The sequence below is a fragment of the Acidovorax carolinensis genome (genome assembly GCF_002157145.1).
Classification (GTDB): Bacteria; Pseudomonadota; Gammaproteobacteria; order Burkholderiales; family Burkholderiaceae_C; genus Acidovorax; species Acidovorax carolinensis.
Genome location: NZ_CP021361.1, coordinates 3,244,545 through 3,260,862 on the forward strand (window position 1 = coordinate 3,244,545; position 16,318 = coordinate 3,260,862).

Annotated in this window: 19 protein-coding genes; all 19 read right to left on the reverse strand. The window is 65.2% G+C overall.

Translation table 11 applies throughout. The features are described 5' to 3' along the window. Positions 1-62: 62 nt before the first annotated feature. Positions 63-563 (reverse strand): arsenate reductase ArsC, encoded by a 501-nt coding sequence (locus tag CBP34_RS15135; RefSeq protein WP_086913181.1) that lies wholly within the window; start codon positions 561-563, stop codon positions 63-65. Between the two features lie 143 nt (positions 564-706). Continuing rightward, positions 707-841 (reverse strand): hypothetical protein, encoded by a 135-nt coding sequence (locus CBP34_RS20280; protein ID WP_257789676.1) that lies wholly within the window; start codon positions 839-841, stop codon positions 707-709. Between the two features lie 300 nt (positions 842-1,141). Next, positions 1,142-1,387 carry a DUF2274 domain-containing protein gene (locus CBP34_RS15140; protein WP_003097776.1) on the reverse strand — a complete coding sequence of 82 codons (246 nt, stop codon included), beginning with the start codon at positions 1,385-1,387 and terminating at the stop codon, positions 1,142-1,144. Then, positions 1,384-2,652, reverse strand: a complete 1,269-nt coding sequence (locus tag CBP34_RS15145; RefSeq protein WP_094098518.1) for a TraB/TrbI/VirB10 family type IV secretion system protein — start codon at positions 2,650-2,652, stop codon at positions 1,384-1,386. Before CBP34_RS15145 ends, CBP34_RS15140 begins: the two co-directional genes overlap by 4 nt. Before the next feature lie 2 nt (positions 2,653-2,654). After that, positions 2,655-3,659, reverse strand: a complete 1,005-nt coding sequence (trbG, locus tag CBP34_RS15150) for a P-type conjugative transfer protein TrbG (protein WP_094098519.1) — start codon at positions 3,657-3,659, stop codon at positions 2,655-2,657. Beyond that, entirely contained in the window at positions 3,656-4,360 is a 705-nt protein-coding gene (trbF, locus tag CBP34_RS15155; RefSeq protein ID WP_094098520.1) for a conjugal transfer protein TrbF, read from the reverse strand. Before trbF ends, trbG begins: the two co-directional genes overlap by 4 nt. Positions 4,361-4,372: 12 nt before the next feature. Then, the gene (trbL, locus tag CBP34_RS15160; RefSeq protein WP_024162190.1) at positions 4,373-5,758 is read right to left on the reverse strand and encodes a P-type conjugative transfer protein TrbL; all 1,386 of its coding nucleotides are present in this window, start codon (positions 5,756-5,758) and stop codon (positions 4,373-4,375) included. Then, entirely contained in the window at positions 5,755-6,087 is a 333-nt protein-coding gene (locus tag CBP34_RS15165; protein ID WP_094098521.1) for a hypothetical protein, read from the reverse strand. The genes trbL and CBP34_RS15165 overlap by 4 nt, the downstream gene beginning before the upstream one ends. Positions 6,088-6,099: 12 nt before the next feature. Further along, complete coding sequence (trbJ, locus tag CBP34_RS15170) at positions 6,100-6,825, reverse strand: P-type conjugative transfer protein TrbJ (RefSeq protein WP_094098522.1); 726 nt, start codon at positions 6,823-6,825, stop codon at positions 6,100-6,102. After that, on the reverse strand, positions 6,822-9,275 hold the full coding sequence (gene trbE, locus CBP34_RS15175) for a conjugal transfer protein TrbE (RefSeq protein WP_094098523.1): 2,454 nt from the start codon (positions 9,273-9,275) through the stop codon (positions 6,822-6,824). The genes trbJ and trbE overlap by 4 nt, the downstream gene beginning before the upstream one ends. A gap of 15 nt (positions 9,276-9,290) precedes the next feature. Next, on the reverse strand, positions 9,291-9,563 hold the full coding sequence (locus CBP34_RS15180) for a VirB3 family type IV secretion system protein (RefSeq protein WP_068681373.1): 273 nt from the start codon (positions 9,561-9,563) through the stop codon (positions 9,291-9,293). Then, positions 9,560-9,943 carry a TrbC/VirB2 family type IV secretion system protein gene (locus CBP34_RS15185; RefSeq protein ID WP_005304529.1) on the reverse strand — a complete coding sequence of 128 codons (384 nt, stop codon included), beginning with the start codon at positions 9,941-9,943 and terminating at the stop codon, positions 9,560-9,562. Before CBP34_RS15185 ends, CBP34_RS15180 begins: the two co-directional genes overlap by 4 nt. Continuing rightward, a complete protein-coding gene (trbB, locus tag CBP34_RS15190) occupies positions 9,940-10,992 on the reverse strand; it encodes a P-type conjugative transfer ATPase TrbB (RefSeq protein ID WP_005304532.1) in 1,053 nt (350 codons plus the stop codon). Before trbB ends, CBP34_RS15185 begins: the two co-directional genes overlap by 4 nt. After that, entirely contained in the window at positions 10,989-11,453 is a 465-nt protein-coding gene (locus CBP34_RS15195; RefSeq protein ID WP_005304534.1) for a ribbon-helix-helix protein, CopG family, read from the reverse strand. Before CBP34_RS15195 ends, trbB begins: the two co-directional genes overlap by 4 nt. Next, entirely contained in the window at positions 11,450-13,450 is a 2,001-nt protein-coding gene (locus CBP34_RS15200) for a conjugal transfer protein TraG (protein WP_043373736.1), read from the reverse strand. The genes CBP34_RS15195 and CBP34_RS15200 overlap by 4 nt, the downstream gene beginning before the upstream one ends. Positions 13,451-13,685: 235 nt before the next feature. Continuing rightward, positions 13,686-13,964, reverse strand: a complete 279-nt coding sequence (locus CBP34_RS15205) for an EexN family lipoprotein (RefSeq protein ID WP_005304541.1) — start codon at positions 13,962-13,964, stop codon at positions 13,686-13,688. After that, entirely contained in the window at positions 13,961-14,905 is a 945-nt protein-coding gene (locus CBP34_RS15210) for a LysR family transcriptional regulator (protein ID WP_005304543.1), read from the reverse strand. The genes CBP34_RS15205 and CBP34_RS15210 overlap by 4 nt, the downstream gene beginning before the upstream one ends. Positions 14,906-14,938: 33 nt before the next feature. Further along, positions 14,939-15,250, reverse strand: a complete 312-nt coding sequence (locus CBP34_RS15215; RefSeq protein WP_005304546.1) for a DUF3861 domain-containing protein — start codon at positions 15,248-15,250, stop codon at positions 14,939-14,941. A gap of 30 nt (positions 15,251-15,280) precedes the next feature. Beyond that, a complete protein-coding gene (locus CBP34_RS15220; RefSeq protein ID WP_005304549.1) occupies positions 15,281-16,315 on the reverse strand; it encodes an HlyD family secretion protein in 1,035 nt (344 codons plus the stop codon). Positions 16,316-16,318 lie beyond the last annotated feature (3 nt).

Sequence of the window (16,318 nt, forward strand, 5' to 3'; positions counted from 1 at the left end):
CTCTCTCAATGGAAAAAGGCCTGGACTCTACGCAGTCCAGGCCCGGCAAAAATGTGGACCACTCAGTCTTTGGTTTGCCCAATCTGGACAAGCTCTTTGTGCAACGAAAGCTTGTCGAGCTTTTCAAGCGGCAAACTCAGGAACAGCGCAATGCGGCGGCTCATCACGATGAAGGCGTCTTTGAATGCCTTGTTCACGGCTTCTTCATCGCCTTCCACCGCTGCCGGGTCCTCGACGCCCCAGTGTGCCGACATCGGCTGACCCGGCCAGACAGGGCACACCTCCCCCGCCGCCTTATCGCACACCGTCAGCACATAGTCCATGACGGGTGCATCGGGGGTCGCAAACTCATTCCAGTTCTTGCTTCGCAAACCCTTGGTCGAGAAATGATTTCTTTCCAGCAGTTCGAGCGCATGCGGGTTGACCTGGCCCGCAGGGTGGCTGCCCGCGCTGAAGGCGCGGAATCTGCCCGCGCCGTTCTGGTTCAGGATCGCCTCGGCGAGGATGCTGCGCGCGCAGTTGTGCGTGCAGATGAAAAGTACGTTGTAGATGCGATGGGACATGTGAATACCTACTTTCAGCAGCAACGGTGGAAGGATTGGGAACGGAAACGATTCGCTGCATTACACGGACCAAGTGGCGTGGTGGCCCTTTCTTGCGCGACTGCGCGCGCCTCGAACAGGTCGGTTTCATGCATGCGCCATCCTCACGCCGCAGCAGGCGCTTGCTTGTCCACCGTCACCGGTAAAGCCAGCGTGACCAGCCAGCAAATCGCCAGCATCACCGCAGACCCGATGAGGGCGTACAACAACCCGCCCCACTGGTAGAGCAAGCCGGACATCAGGGTGCCAAAAAAGTGCCGGTGTCAAGTCTTGCGTGCAAAGCACGTAAGGCTTGAAACCATATATGGGACAGTAGGTTAGCTCTTTTCGGGGCCGCTTTGCAGAACCACGGCTTCGTCGGCTAGGAGCCACATAAGAGCGTCGGGGGAGAAAGCCGCATCGCACTGCGTCGTGCTGGATTGCCGAGGAACGGCGGGCCTGTCGCGTCATCATAGCCCAGGAGGCATAGCGGCATCCAGAATGAAGAACGCGCAGCCTGGGGCTGCGCGTTCGATGGATGCCGTTGGTATGCGACGCCATCATGTCGGCTTCGATGGCGCGCTCCGGGTCGCCGTGTCCTTCCTGAATCCCCGATCCCCCGCCATGAACGCCTCCAGCATGTGAGGGATCAGCGTCATGGCATCAACCGCCTCGCCGTAGGTCTGCGCGTGCAGCGCGGCGTAGCGGTCGAGGTCGGCTTTCAAGCTGGCCGGGCAGGCAAAGGTCAGTTTGACGCTTTCGGTCTTGGGCAGCGGCCCGAGCCGCAGCTTCTTGGTCGTGCTCATTGCGAAGCTCCCCGATTGAAGAACAGCGGCTGGTACGGCCGCAGCACCAGATCCCGGTTGACGATGATTCGCACGGGCAGGCCAGGCCGCTCGGTCAGCGTCGGCTGGATGTTCATGTTGCGTCGGGTGATCTCCTGGCCGACCTGATTGATGCTGTCCTGGGCGCTGTCACGCCCGGCGATCACGATGCGGTTGCCGTCCTGGCGGTTCTCCGGCGCAGCCAGTTCTGCGCCGACGCCCAGCAGCGTCGTCAGCACCGCACCGGCAAAGATGCGGTTCCAGTGCCAGTCCACGTCGTCCTCCAAGCCCGCGTAGCCGGCCGGGTCGGTGCCCACTAGGTTGTCGAGCGTCAGCGAGGACGTGTCGGGCAAGATGATCCGGTTCCACACCACTTGCACGCGGCTCTGCCCGTAGCTCACCTGGCTGTTGTAACGGCCGAGGATGCGCGAACCCTGCGGAATCAGCAGGAACTTGCCCGTGGCCGTGTCATAGACCGGCTCCGTCACGGTGCCGATCACGTCGCCCGGCAAGTCCGACTTGATGCCTGTCACCAGCGCGCCGGCGATCACCGTTCCGGCCATCACTTGATAAGGGGACGCGGGCAGCGCCAGATTGCCGGAATTGCGGGTTTCCGTAGAACCGGCTTTCAGGAACGCCTCTTTCTGGTCTTGCCGGTTCTGCGCGGCGGTCGGGTCGGCAGGCTGGGCCGCCGTCGAGGCCGGCCCAGCAGCAAGCGGGTCGAAGGCCGCGAGCGTGTTTGCCGCGCCAAGCGCACCCGGCGCTGCCTGCGCTACCGTGGCGGCACCTTGGCCACCCGAGCGGAAGAACACCGACGAAGCCGCCGCCGCATCGGCCTCCTTGCGCAAAGCATCTTCGGGGTTGTGGCCCGGCGGCGCATACGCCGGCGTCACCGGCTGCTGCGAGTTCACAATGGCTGGGCCGAGATCACCCGGCAGCGGCGGCCCCAGCTCGGGCACTTTCGGCGGCAGCTTCGAGTAGTCGGCCGGCAGGCCATCCAGTCCTTCGGACTTTGAGACGCGATCGACGTTGTAAAGCTCGGTCTGCTCGTTGGTACCACGCCGCTGCGGTTGCAGCGACCAGATCGTGGCCCCGAGCACGGCGACCGACAGGCCGCCGACGAGGATGGCCAGCGTGCGCCGGTTCAAGCGCGTGACCGGGCGCGGCTGGGCACGCAGCGCCACCGCCTCGGGCGCCATCTTGCCCGCCTGTGGCGTGGCAAGGTCGGGAGCGTCGTCTTGGCTCATGGTCAGTTCCTCCGCGCAACGCCGTCCGTGCGCTCAATTCGCACCACGTCGCCCTTGTCTCCGCCCAGGCGGAGTTCGGCGGCGCCAAACAGCCGATCCACGATGTAGTACGGTGAGCGGAAGCGATAGTTGACCAGTTGCCCGTCGCCTTCCGGCCCGATCACGAACAGCGGCGGCAGCTCGCCTTGCGCGATGCCGGCGGGGAACTGGATATAGACTTTCTGCCCGTCGTCGAACGCGCGCAGCGGCTTCCACGGCGGGTTGCTACCGCTGATCGCGTAGCGGAAGCGCAGGTTCTCCAACGACAGCCCGGTATCGACCGGCGCGGCAGCGCTGGCCGCCTGCGCCTGGCGCTGCAAGGCCAGCATCCGGTCGCGTGGGTACTCCCACGACACGGATGCCATCCACGTCTTTTCCGTCGAAGCCAGCTCCAGCAGATAGGTGCGGCGGCTGGTCGTGATGACGAGATTGGTCTTCAGGCCCGAGCGGATCGGCTTGACCAAGACATTCACGCGCAGCTCGACACCGCTGCCGCTGGACGTATCGCCCACGATCCAGCGCACGGTATCACCAGCGGCCACCGTCACCAGCTCCTCGCCCGGCTGGAGCGAAATCACGGTCACGCGGCCCACGGCTGCATAGACTTGGTAGAGCGCGCCATCGGTGAACGGCCACACCTGAATCGCGTTGACGTATCCCTCGCGCGTGGGTGCGACGCGCGCCTCGGCATTGGCCCGTGAGACGCGCACCTTCTCGTCGGCTGGCTCCGGCGTGGGCTTGGCGTCCTCGGCTTCGGGCAATGGCTTCAACTGCGCCGGCATCGGCAGCACCTCGGGCACCGCCACCACCTCCACCGGAGCGGGTGGCTCGGGTAGCGGCTGGGCCTGCACCGGCTCATCGAGCGAGATGGTCGGCGGTGGCTTGCCCTGCGTGGCGCAGCCCGTGGAAAGAGCAGTAGATGCAAGCAGGATCACCGGCAAAGCGGATTTACGGAAAAGATCATTCATGGCTTGGCTCCTTCGGAAGAATCCAGTTCGCGGCTCCACGACAGGCCGTTGACGTAGATGCCCAGGGGGTTCTGGCGCAGGCGTTCTTCGGTGCGCGGCGGCTGGAGCACGATGGACACCACGGCCGTCCACCGCTCCAAGCCCGCCGCGGCGCCGTTGACGTAGCGGCGTTCCGTCCAGCGCACGTTGAAAGACGTGTCGCTGGCGCGCACGACGCTGATGATCTGCACCGTCACCGACTCCTTGCCGATGCGCGCGAACGGGTCGTTGACCCGTGCGTAGTCGTTGAGCACGGCCGCGCCCTTGTCGGTCGTGTAGTCGTAGGCGTCCAGCCAGTTCTGGCGGACGACGATGGGGTCGATGGACAGCGAGCGCACCAGCGTCACGACGCGCGCGATGTGGTGCGCGGTCTGCGCATCGTTGGGCCGGTATGGCGTGGCGGCTTCGCCCACGGCGCGTACCTGGCCCGCGTTGTCCACCTCTACGACGTAGGGCGTCACGATGGACTGTGCCGAGCGCCACACCAGGCCGCCGGCCATCAGCAGCGCGAGCGTCAGGCAGCCGAAGGCCATCAGGCGCCAGTTCTTCGCCTGCACGCGCGGCGAGCCGATGCGCTCGTCCCACACCTGGCCGGCAGCTTGGTACGGCGTGGCAGGCTGCGGCGTGTCGGCGTAGCGCACCTGCGGTTTCTTGAATCGCATGGTCGGTTCTCCTTATGAATCGGAATCGCGCAGGCTCGGCCCCTGGCCGGAGCCGCCGCCATCGCCACCGCGCAGCGCGTGGGCGGTGGTGGTCGCGGCATGGGTGAGTTGCTGGCGACGATGCAGGCGCTTGGCCCAAGCGGGCTGTTCCTGCGTCTGCGCGGTAGCGGCGCCGGATGCGGCCTCGCCTGCGGCGCCCTGACCGGATGCCGCGCCCGCGCCGCCATCGGCGGCAGCGCCATTCCAGCCAGCGCGGAAGGGAGCGGCCATGCGTTGCCCGGCAGCGGAGGCGCGGGATGCAGCCGCGCGTCCGGTGGACTGCGCGCCGGTCTTGGCGACGTTGCCTAGGCCCGCCATCGCGCCCTTTGCGCCGCCGCCAGCGGCGGCGGAACCGGCCTGGAACGCCGACTTCGCACTGCTGGCCGCCGACGTGGCGGCGCGCGCACCGCTACCGGCCAGCTTGGCGGCAGCCGGGGCCATGCGCGCGCCAGCAGCCACGGCGCCACCCACGCCCGTCGCGGCGGCGCCGATGGCGACGGCCGTGCCGGCAGCGCCGACAGCAGCACCGGCCATTGCGCCAGCGCCGAGCTGCGGCGCACCGGACACGAGGCCCGTGGCGATGCCGGGGCCGAAGATCCCGAGCGCCAGCAAGGTGAGCGAGGCCAGCATGATGACCAGCGCGTGGTCGATAGACGGCTCGGCGGGATGGACTTGGAACTGAGCGAACAAGCCCGAGCCGATACCGACGATCACGGCCAGCACCAGAACCTTGACGCCGGAGGCCACCACGTTGCCCAAGACCTTTTCGGCGAGGAACGCGGTCTTGTTCCAGAGCGCGAATGGCACCAGCACGAATCCGGCGAGCGTGGTCAGCTTGAACTCGATCAGCGTGATGAACAGTTGGATCGCCAGCACGAAGAAGCACAAGACCACGACCAGCCACGCGAGGAACATCACCACGATGGGGTCGAGGTTCACGAACACTTCGGGAAAGCCCGCCATCTCGCCGATCTGCTCCAGAATCGGCGCCCCGGCGTCGATGCCGGTTTTCGCCAACCGGCCCGGCTGCAGGAAGTTTTCCATCGTGATGGCCGAGCCGGTGGCGGTGATGCCCAATCCCGCAAACGAGCGGAATACGATGCTGGCCAGCCAGTTGAAGTTATTGATGATGTAGGCGAAGGCGCCGACGTACAGCACCTTGCGCAGCAGCTTGGCGATCACGTCCTCGCCCTGACCGGTGGCATGGCTCATGGCCCAATACAGGCCGGCGATCGTCATGTCGATGACGATCAGCGTGGCCGTGAGGAACGCCACTTCGCCCCGCAGCAGCCCGAAACCCGAGTCGATATACGCGGCAAAGGTGTTGAGGAACTGGTCGATGATGGTCACGTCATTCATGGCGTGTTCTCCGGTTGGGCGGGAACGGCTGGCGCCATGCCATCGGCCGGTTCATCGAAGCTCGGCGGGATCGGCGGCAAGTCGGCCAAGGTCTGGTATTCATCCGGCCCAGCCTGGCCGGAGAAGAAGCGCCGCCGGAAGGCTTCGGCGGCGGCGCGGCAAGCGTCCTCGCCCGCGGCCTGCCGGTCTGCCGCGCATTGCGCGCGCAATGCCTTCAGCCGCACGGGATCGGCGGCCAGAGCATCGGCAAGGTTGTCGGCCGGCTGCTTGCCGCAAGCGGCCAGCAGCACGACAAGCACCACAACAGACGGGGCGAGGACGCATCGCATGGCGGCCTCCCGTCAGTTGCCGTAGAAGTTCACTGACTGGGGCGTGTACGGCGTGCCTTCGCCCAGGAAACGCCGCCGCACTTCGCGGGCGCGCTCCGTGGCTGCCGCCTGCCGCGCCAGCTCCAGCGACGCCGCCCGGTCTTGCGTGATCTGGAGCCGCTGCGATTGGATCGACTGCTTGGCCTGCAAGGCCAGCAACTGATTCATGGCCTGCATCGCCTGCAACGCACCTTCGGCCGACTGGCTCTTGCCCACAAGATCGGCCAGCACGCTTTCGTCTTCGCCCAGGTTCTGCGACACCTGCGCCTGCATCTGCATCGTGGTCTGCAAGCCGTTGAGCGTGTTCCGCCAACGCTCCTGCGCGTCGCGGTACATCTGGTCGCCGCTGACGGTGGCGGCGTACTGCTCGGGATACAGGCGCGCGAACTCCCGATCCAGATTCGTCACGTCATAGGCCAAGCCTCGGGCCTGGGCGATCAGCCGCTCGGTCGTCGCCAGGTTGGCGCGCAACTGGTTCACCACGCTGGACGGCAGGCTGGCGAGGTTGCGCGCCTGGTTCATCAGCATCTGCGCTTCGTTCTGAAGCTGCTGGATCTGGTTGTTAATCTGCTCCAGCGTGCGGATCGCGGTCAGCGTGTTCTGCACGAGGTTCGTGGGATCGACCACGACCCATTGCGCATGGGCGGTGGCGGTGCAAAGCATGGCCGCGATGGCGGCGGCGACAAAACGCTTTTTCATGGCAGGTTCTCCAGGGGTTGGTCAGCGAGGGAACCCGGCGCGAGGCCGGGGAACGAGGGCAGCAGGTCGGCCGCCCAATCGAGGCCGCGATGGCGCAGCCAGGCGCCCGCGAAGCCGGGCACGCCGGCCTGCGCCAGCACGCGGTCGATGTCGCGCTGGTCCTGCGGGGTGGATGCGCCTGCGAAGGCCAGCGCCACCGGCCCTAGGTCGAGGTCGAACAGGCGGTTGCCGAGGCGGGATTGGTAGTAGTAGTCGCGCTTGGGCTGCGCGGTGGCGACGATTTCGATCTGCCGCCTGTTGAGGCCGAAGCCCTCGTAGATCGTGCGAATCTGCGGCTCGGTCGCCTGCGGGTTGGGCAAGAAAATCCGACTCGCGCAGCTCTCGATGATCGCGGGCGCGATGCTCGAATCCTTGATGTCGGCGAGGCTCTGCGTGGCGAAGATGACGCTGACGTTCTTCTTGCGCAGGGTCTTGAGCCACTGGCGGATGCGCGCGGCGAACACCGGGTCATCGAGGAACAGCCACGCTTCATCGAGGATCAGCAGCGTGGGGGCACCATCGAAGCGTTCATCGAAACGCGCAAAGAGGTAATGCAGCACGGCCATGACGGCGGCCTTGCTGTGCATCAGCTCCTCCATCTCGAAGCACTGCACGTCGGCCATACCCAGCCGGTCATGGTCGGCGTCCAGCAGCTTGCCGTGGGCACCGCCCAGCACATACGGCGACAGCGCCTGCCGCAGCGTGTTCGATTGCAGCAGCACAGAAAGCCCCGTCATCGTGCGCTGCTCCACCGGCGCACCGGCCAGGCTCTCCAGCGCCGACCAGATGGCAGCCTTCTCGTCGGGGCCGACCGCCACGCCCTCATGCAGCAAGCGACCCTCGATCCATTCGGCGGCCCAGGTGCGGTAGCCCTCGCGGTCGATGCGTGCCAATGGCTGGAAGGCGATTTCGCCATCCGTGCCCAGGTCGTAGTGCTCGCCGCCCAGCCCGAGGATGGCGGCGCGCATGGAGCGGCCCATGTCGAAGGCGAAGATGCGCGAACCGCGATAGCGCCGGAACTGCATCGCCAGCGTGGCGAGAAGAACCGACTTGCCCATGCCAGTCGGGCCGGCGACCAGCGTGTGGCCCACGTCGCCGATGTGCGTCACCAGCCGGAATGGCGTCGCGCCATCGGTGCGCGTGACGATCAGCGGCGGGCCGTCGAGGTGCTCGTTCTTCTCCGGCCCAGCCCATACCGCCGACACCGGCATCATGTGCGCCAAGTTCAGCGTCGAGACGATGGGCTGACGCACGTTGGCGTAGGCGTTGCCCGGAATGGACGACAGCCATGCATCCACGGCGTTGAGCGTTTCGGGGATGGTCACGAAACCTCGGCCCTGGATGACACGCTCCACCATGCGCAGCTTCTCGTCCGCCACGGCGGCTTCCGTGTCCATGACGGTGACGGTCGCTGTCAGATAGCCGAAGGCGACTTGATCGCTGCCCAGCTCCTGCAAGGCAGCGTCGGCATCAGCGGCCTTGTTGTTGGCGTCGGTATCGACCAGCGGGCTTTCCTGCTGGAAGATCGTTTCGCGCAGCAGCGCGATGACGTTCTTGCGCTTGGCGAACCACTGGCGGCGCAAGCGCCCCAATTCCCGTTCCGCCTCGGATTTGTCGAGGCACAAGAACCGGGTTGACCAGCGATAGACAAATCCGAGGCGGTTGAGGTCGTCCAGAATCCCCGGCCAGGTCGAGGTCGGGAAGCCCCGCACCGACACCACGCGCAGGTGCTGTTCGCCCAGCATGGGCGCCAGGCCACCGACCAGCGCGGAGTCGGTCAGCAGCGCGTCGATGTGGAACGGCACTTCGGGCACGCTCACGCGATAGCGCCGCGTTGAGATGGTCGCGTGCAAGTAGGTCAGCGTCTGCGCGTCATCGAGCCAGTCAATCTCCGGCATCACGCCGTCGAGCAGGTCAAAGACGCGATCCGTTTCCGCGATGAAGGCTTGCAGCCGCTCGCGCCAGTCCACGCCATTCGTCGGCGTGTTCTCGTAGAGCATCTTGGCTGCACGGGCGCGGGATTCTTCCGGCGGCAGGTAAAGCAGCGTCAGGTGATAGCTGCTCTCGAAGTGATTGCCCGATTCCTCGAAGGCGGCCCGGCGTTCTTCCTCCACCACCCACGAAAGCGGCTCGGGAAACTCCGAGTGCGGATAGTCGGCCGCAGGCCGGCGCTCGGCTTCGATGAATAGCGCCCAGCCCGATCCCATGCGGCGCAGCGCGTTGTTCAACCGCGCCGACGTGGCGATCAGCTCGCCTTGCGTCGCGCTGTCGAGGTCAGGCCCGCGAAACCGGGCCGTGCGCTGGAAACTGCCGTCCTTGTTCAAGACGACGCCCGGCGCGACCAGTCCGGCCCAGGGCAGCCAGTCGGCAAGCAAGGCCGGGCGCTGGCGGTATTCGGCGAGGTTCAGCATCGCGGCGTCCTCCCCTCACACGTCCAGCAGCGAGCGGTGCTTGATGTGCCGGGCGAAGACCTGCATGAACTGCGGATCGACGCGCGCACCCCACACCGCCAGCGAATGGCCGACGATCCAGAGCACCACGCCGGGAATCCACAGTTGCAGGCCCAGCCCGACGGCGGCGGCCAGCGTGCCGTTGGCGATCGCCACGGTGCGCGGCGCACCGCCAAGCAGAATCGGCTCGGTCAGCGAGCGATGCAGCGGCACCTCGAAGCCGTCCGCGAAGGTGTCCGGGGCACTCATACGACGGCCCCGCCGGAGAAGCTGAAGAACGACAGGAAGAAGCTCGAAGCCGCGAAGGCGATGGACAGGCCGAAGACGATCTGGATCAGCTTGCGGAATCCGCCGGAGGTGTCGCCGAAGGCCAGCGCAAGGCCGGTGGCGATGATGATGATGACCGCGACGATGCGCGCCACCGGCCCCTGGATGGATTCGAGGATGGATTGCAGCGGGCCTTCCCACGGCATCGAGGAACCGGCGGCCTGCGCGGTTCCGGCCAGGAACAACAGCAGCGCGGCCAGCAGCAGCCCTTGCGCCGCAGGGCGGGCCAGGCAGCGCAGCCGCGCAAGACGCAAAGCCGGATTTGCAGAAAAACGGAAAGCAGGAACGATCATCTGCGTCATGGCAGTTCTCCAAGTGAGTCAGGCGATGGGGAAGTCGCCGCAGCGGGGGCGGCATCGGGACGTGGCGGCAGCTCGGGAAACGGCGTTTCCAGCGCGTCCGCCAATTGGTAGCCCACGCCGTCGAAGCCGACGACGCGGGCGATGTTCTCGATGCGGCGCTTGCGCCCGCGTCCGGCGATGTGAATCACTACGTTGACCGCCTCGGCGATCAGCGCACGGGGAGGGTTCACCGCCACTTCGAGAATCAGTTGCTCCAGGCGCAGCAGCGCGCCGAGCGCGGAGCCGGCATGGATCGTGGCGATACCGCCCGGATGGCCTGTGCCCCACACCTTGATCAGATCCAGTGCCTCGGCGCCGCGCACTTCGCCAACGACGACGCGATCAGGCCGCAGGCGCATGGACGAGCGCACCAGTTCGGTCATCGACACCACGCCTGCGCGGGTGCGCAGCGGAACGTGGTCGCGGGCTGCGCATTGCAGTTCCACCGTGTCTTCGAGCACCAGCACGCGGTCGCCGGTGGCGGCGATTTCGGCGAGCAACGCATTGGCGAGCGTGGTCTTGCCGCTGCTGGTGGCGCCGGCGATCAGCACGTTCTGCCGCTCGCGCACGGCGCGAACGAGAAAGCCCGCTTGCGCGCTGGTCATCATCCCGTCGATGACGTACCGCTCCAGCGGAATCACGCCGATGGCGCGCTTGCGCAGCGCGAAGGCCGGCCCCGGCGCTGCCGGTGGCAAGATGCCCTCGAAGCGTTCGCCCGTTTCGGGCAACTCGGCGGACAGCAGCGGCTGGCCGCGATGGACTTCTGCGCCGACGTGGGCCGCGACCAGGCGGATGATTCGCTCGCCGTCCGCCTCGGGCAGTTCCACGCCCATCGGCGCGCGCCCACTGGAAAGCCGATCCACCCAAAGGGTGCGATCGGGATTCAGCATCACCTCCACCACGTCCGGGTCTTCGAGCGCAGCGGCGATCAGCGGCCCCATCGCCGTGCGCAGCATCTGGATGCGGCGGTCGAGCGACGTGGCGCTCATGGACTGTGGAACGGCGCTCATGACGCACGCTCCTGCGCTTGCGCGGCTGCCGCCGCGTCTTCCATCCGCATTGGGTCGGGATGCAGTTCCTCCACCACGTCGCGCACCAGGCTGCGCCCGCGCAGCAGGTGCCGACCCAACTGTTCAACGAACTGCTCGAAGCGAGCTTTGCCCTGGGCGCGGGCGGCCTCTTGGTGCGCCTCGGGGACTGGCGCGCTGACCGTGAGGTAGTAGCGAATGAACAGCGCCAGCGTTTCGATCTGGATGTTCTGGTCGCGCTCCATACGCTCGGCCTGGCGCGACAGGCGATCCAGCCGCTTGGCGATAGCCGCTTCGCGCTGGTCGGCGGCATCGGGCGACAGCCACGATGCGAGCGCCGCCGCGACGATGGACGACTTGGACACGCCTTTCTTGGCGGCCAGCTCGTCCAGGCGCTTGGCGTGCTCCGGCTGGATAAAGAGATTCAGGCGATATTGGCTCATAGCTCGATTCCGTCGTTGGGGTCGAGGGAAGCCAGCCGGGCCGTGCGCTGCATGGCTGGATCGAACTGGCGAGGAAGGGGAAGCGGCAGGTCGTCGTCGTCATCGAGCAGCCCAAGGTCGGCCGCAGGCGCGGCAAGCTCGGGGTCGTAGGCGACGGTTTCGGAGAGTTCGGGCTGACGGCGTGGGCCACCGTCATCGGCGGAACCCAGGCCATCAGCGGATGCCGCGGCGGGTGCGGTGGGCACGGCGGGAATCGCCAACCCGCTCCAGTCGTCGGGCCGCAATGGCGGCGCGTCGGCGTACTGCCCATCCGCCAGCGCGGGCGGTGGCAGCACGCGACGCTTGAAATTGGCGTCCGCGTAGTAGCGCAGCTTCTTGGCCTTGATCGGTGCCACGCTGGACACCATCACCACGGCCTCGTCAGGTGGAAGCTGCATGACTTCGCCCGGCGTCAGCAGCGGGCGCGCGGTTTCCTGGCGCGACACCATCAGGTGGTCTAGCCACGGCGCGAGCCGGTGGCCGGCATAGTTGCGCTGCGCGCGCAGCTCGGTGGCCGTGCCCAGCGTCTCGGAAATCCGCTTGGCGGTGCGCTCGTCGTTCGTGGCGAACGTCACGCGCACATGGCAGTTGTCGAGGATGGAGTGGTTTTGCCCATACGCCTTGTCGATCTGGTTGAGCGACTGCGCGATGAGGAAGCTGCGGATGCCGTAGCCCGCCATGAAGGCCAGCGCCGTCTCGAAGAAGTCCAGGCGCCCCAGCGCCGGGAACTCGTCGAGCATCAACAGCAGCTTGTGGCGGCGCGCGATGCCATCGGAACCGTCGAGCGATTCGGTGAGCCGCCGCCCGATCTGGTTGAGGATCAGGCGAATGAGGGGCTTCGTCCGCGAAATGTCCGAAGGCGGCACCACCAGATACAGCGACACCGGATGTTCCGCAGCGATCAGGTCGGCGATGCGCCAGTCGCAGCGCGAGGTGACTTCGGCCACCGTGGGATCGCGGTAAAGGCCGAGGAACGACATGGCCGTGGACAGCACGCCCGAGCGTTCGTTGTCGCTCTTGTTGAGGACTTCACGCGCCGCCGATGCGACGACCGGATGCGGCCCGTCGCCGAGGTGCGGCGTGGTCATCATCCGGTGCAAGGTCAGCTCGAACGGGCTGGCCGGATCGGAGAGAAAGTTGGCGACGCCGCGCAGCGTCTTGTCCTCGCCGGCGTAGAGCACATGCAGGATGGCCCCGACCAGCAGCGCGTGCGAGGTCTTTTCCCAATGGTTTCGCTTCTCCAACGCGCCTTCGGGATCGACCAGAATGTCCGCGATGTTCTGCACGTCGCGCACTTCATGCGCGCCACGCCGCACCTCCAGCAGCGGGTTGTATGCCGCCGACTTCGCATCGGTCGGGTTGAACAGAAGGCAATGGCTGAATCGGCTGCGCCAGCCGGCGGTGATCTGCCAGTTCTCGCCCTTGATGTCATGGATGACGGCCGAGGCCGGCCAGGACAGCAGCGTCGGCACCACCAGGCCGACACCTTTGCCCGAGCGCGTGGGCGCGAAGGTCAGGACGTGTTCCGGGCCTTCGTGACGCAGGTACTGGCGATCGTGCTGGCCGAGGAACACGCCGGCCGGCTGTGTGAGGCCGGCCTTGCGAATGTCATCCGCGTTCGCCCAGCGGGCCGAGCCGTAGGTCGTGACCAGGCGCGATTGCCGCGAGCGCCAGATCGACATGCCAATCGCCACCAGCACGGCAACAAGACCGCTGCCGCCCGCGATGGCGCCGCCGGTGTCGAACACGCGCGGCGCGTAGGCGTCGAAGAAGAACCACCACTCGAACAGCCGCCACGGGTGATAGACCGGCGTGCCGAAGAAATCAAACCAGGGCGAGCCAAGGCGTAGTTGGTAGCCAAGGGCCGCTGCTGTCCATTGTGTGGCGCCCCACACGCCGGCGATCACGATGCCGAATACCACGGCGATCTGACCGAACAGCACGTTCGTCCCTTGCATGACCTGGCCTCCGATTTCTCCTGAGCTGATTCCTCATGGAAAGAGCGGCACAAAGGCGTGCCGCAGGCGTCAGGATCGGTGCCGGGTCAGTGCCGGTCAAAGACCGTTTTCAGAAGAAAGGTCGAGCAAAAAGACAGAATGAGTGCGACGGCGAACCAAAGAAAAACGCCGCAAGCGCGAGCGCATTGCGGCGTGTCGAAAAAAAAGTGAAGGCGAATCGGCGAGCGGCCAACAATCAGAACTTTGGCGACTCTTTCGGCGGTGTATAGGGCGTTTCGCCGTCGCCATAGAATCGCTTGCGCGTGGCTTCGGCCACCCGGTTGCACAGCATGTCGCCCAGCTTGGGGCGATCGGTCTTGCACTGTTGGCGCAGTCCTTTAAGCTGGTCAGGGTTGGCCGCCAGCTCTTCCACCGTCGGAATATTCGTCTCCGAATCGGCGGCCTTCTGAGGTGCCTCGGATTGGCCGCAAGCAGACAAGGCGGTCACGAGCAAGAACGGAATGATTTTCTTCATGGCATCAATTCCTCCGGTGGATCAGAACTGCGGCCTCGGATGGGCCTGGGAGTCTCCGGCGTTTCAATTGTCTGTACCCGTTCGATGAACCGTGCAAGTTCGTCGGACGGATCACCGTCAAGACGAAGCAAGTAAGTCGTCAGCGGAGGTACACGCGACGCAAGTGGCCGCGCTACCACTCCCGGTTCACGGCTGGCGGAAATATGCGCAGCGCCCGCCAGCCCGAGCGCGAAGCCGGCTGATACCAGCGCCATCATCAGATCGCATGTGGCAACTCGCTCTGCGATCAACGGTTCCATGTCAGCACGACGCAGCACTCGTTCCACGTGTTTGGCATGGCCTTCACACACTTGCGGATCGCACAAAACCAGCGGATAGCGCAGCAGTTCGTCCAAGGGGATACGCTTGTGGGCCAGTAGAGGATGGCGAGCGGGGACCGCCACCATTAGCGCATCACTCCAAGCTGGCAACGCGACGATGCCATCGCCCACCTCGTCGGACTGAGCAAACCCCACGTCGTATAGATCATCGTGCAACCCTTTAATCTGCTGCGACAGCGGCACCTCGAAGAAGCGGATTTCGACCTCGGGTTCTTCCTGACGACATAACGCCAACAAGGTCGGCAAGCGCGACGGTGTAATGCCATCCGACAAGGCCACTCGCAATTGTCCATGAAAGCCATTAGCTGCCGCTTTCACGCTATCACGCGCTTGTTCCAAGGCGGCAAACACGCGACGCACATGCTCCAAGAACAATGTTCCGGCATGGGTTAGCCGCGTACTGCGCGTGGTACGGGCAAACAGCGCCACACCGAGTTCTTCCTCCAGTTCCTTGATGGCCCGCGACAGCGGCGATTGTTCAATATGCAGCTTCTCCGCCGCACGAGCGAAACGGAGTTCTTCGGCCACGGCCAGGAAGTATCGAAGGTGACGAAGCTCCATGGCGATTCACATCCCATTTCGCAAAGAGAACAATCAGTCTTTTCTTTGGCTGTCGGTTGATCCTGCTTTCAAATCCTTGACAAACTGATATAGCTGCGGCAGGAATGAAAATAGAAGCGGGTTGTCTTTGTTCGCCAGGATGGCTCCGCCAAACAGCTTCAGGCCAACCGCAAATGCCGCCGCATCTGCCTGGCTGCTGAAATCACCTCTGCTGCGAATCCACGTCACGACAGAGATGATGTCGTCATGATTCCCAACCTTAAACTGCAGAGGCTTGCGTTCACTGGGGACGCCATGTGAATCCGTCAATTGCTCCAGAGTTACGCGATAAAGGTATTGCCTCATTTGTGTGGCTCCTCATGTTGGAGTGATGACCTAGTCGCCGATGCGGATCTTCGGCGTTACGGACATACCGACGCGCAGATTCGCCGCATCAGGCTGGTCGGAGTCGATGCGAATACGCACAGGCAGGCGCTGGACGATCTTGGTGAAGTTGCCCGTGGCGTTGTGTGGCGCGACGGCCGAATAGCTGACGCCACTGGCCGGCCCCAGGCTCTCCACGGTTCCCTTCAACTCGGTACCCGGCAAGGCATCCACCTTGATGTCCACCGGCTGCCCAGGCCGCACGCGCGCCAACTGCGTTTCGCGGAAGTTGGCCGTGATGTAGACCGCATCCAGCGGAACGACGGCCGCCAATGGTTTGCCGGCATTCACGAACGATCCGACGCGCACTGACTTCTGGCCGATCACGCCACTGATGGGCGCCGTGATTTGGGTATAGGAGAGCTTCAACTCCGCTGCGGCCTGTGCGGCTTGCGCTTGAGAAAGCGCAGCCTTGGCCTTTTCAAGATCGGCTTTCAGGATGTCCGTCTGCTGCCGCGCCGCTTGCAGGCCCGCGCGATTCTTGTCCCGGCTGGCCAGCCGAATGGCCAACTGCGCCTCGGCCTGTTGCTGTGCCTGGATCGAACCTGATCCATCGGAGGCCAGGTTCCGGTAGCGTTTCTGGTTGGCCTCTGCCAATTTGAGTTCTGCATCGTCCACCGCAACGGCCGCCTGCGCCTGACGTATCGCGGTTTCCTGCTGCACCACACGCGCGGCAAGCCCCTCGACACTGGCCTCGGCAGCGGCGACCTGTGCCTTTGCCGTGTTCACCGCAACGATGAAATCCCGGTCGTCGATGGCGACGAGCAAATCCCCAGCCTTCACTGGCTGGTTTTCTTCGACCAGTACCTTTCCGATCACGCCGGACACCTGCGGCGCGACGAGGGTGAAATCGGCTTGGACGTAGGCATCGTCCGTAGATTGGGTCGATGCGCTGGACTCGGGACGATTCAGATAAATGACACAGCCCACTGCGACTGCGAGCAGCAGCACGGCACTGGTAATCTTGGCTTTCTTCGGCATGGCCATGGT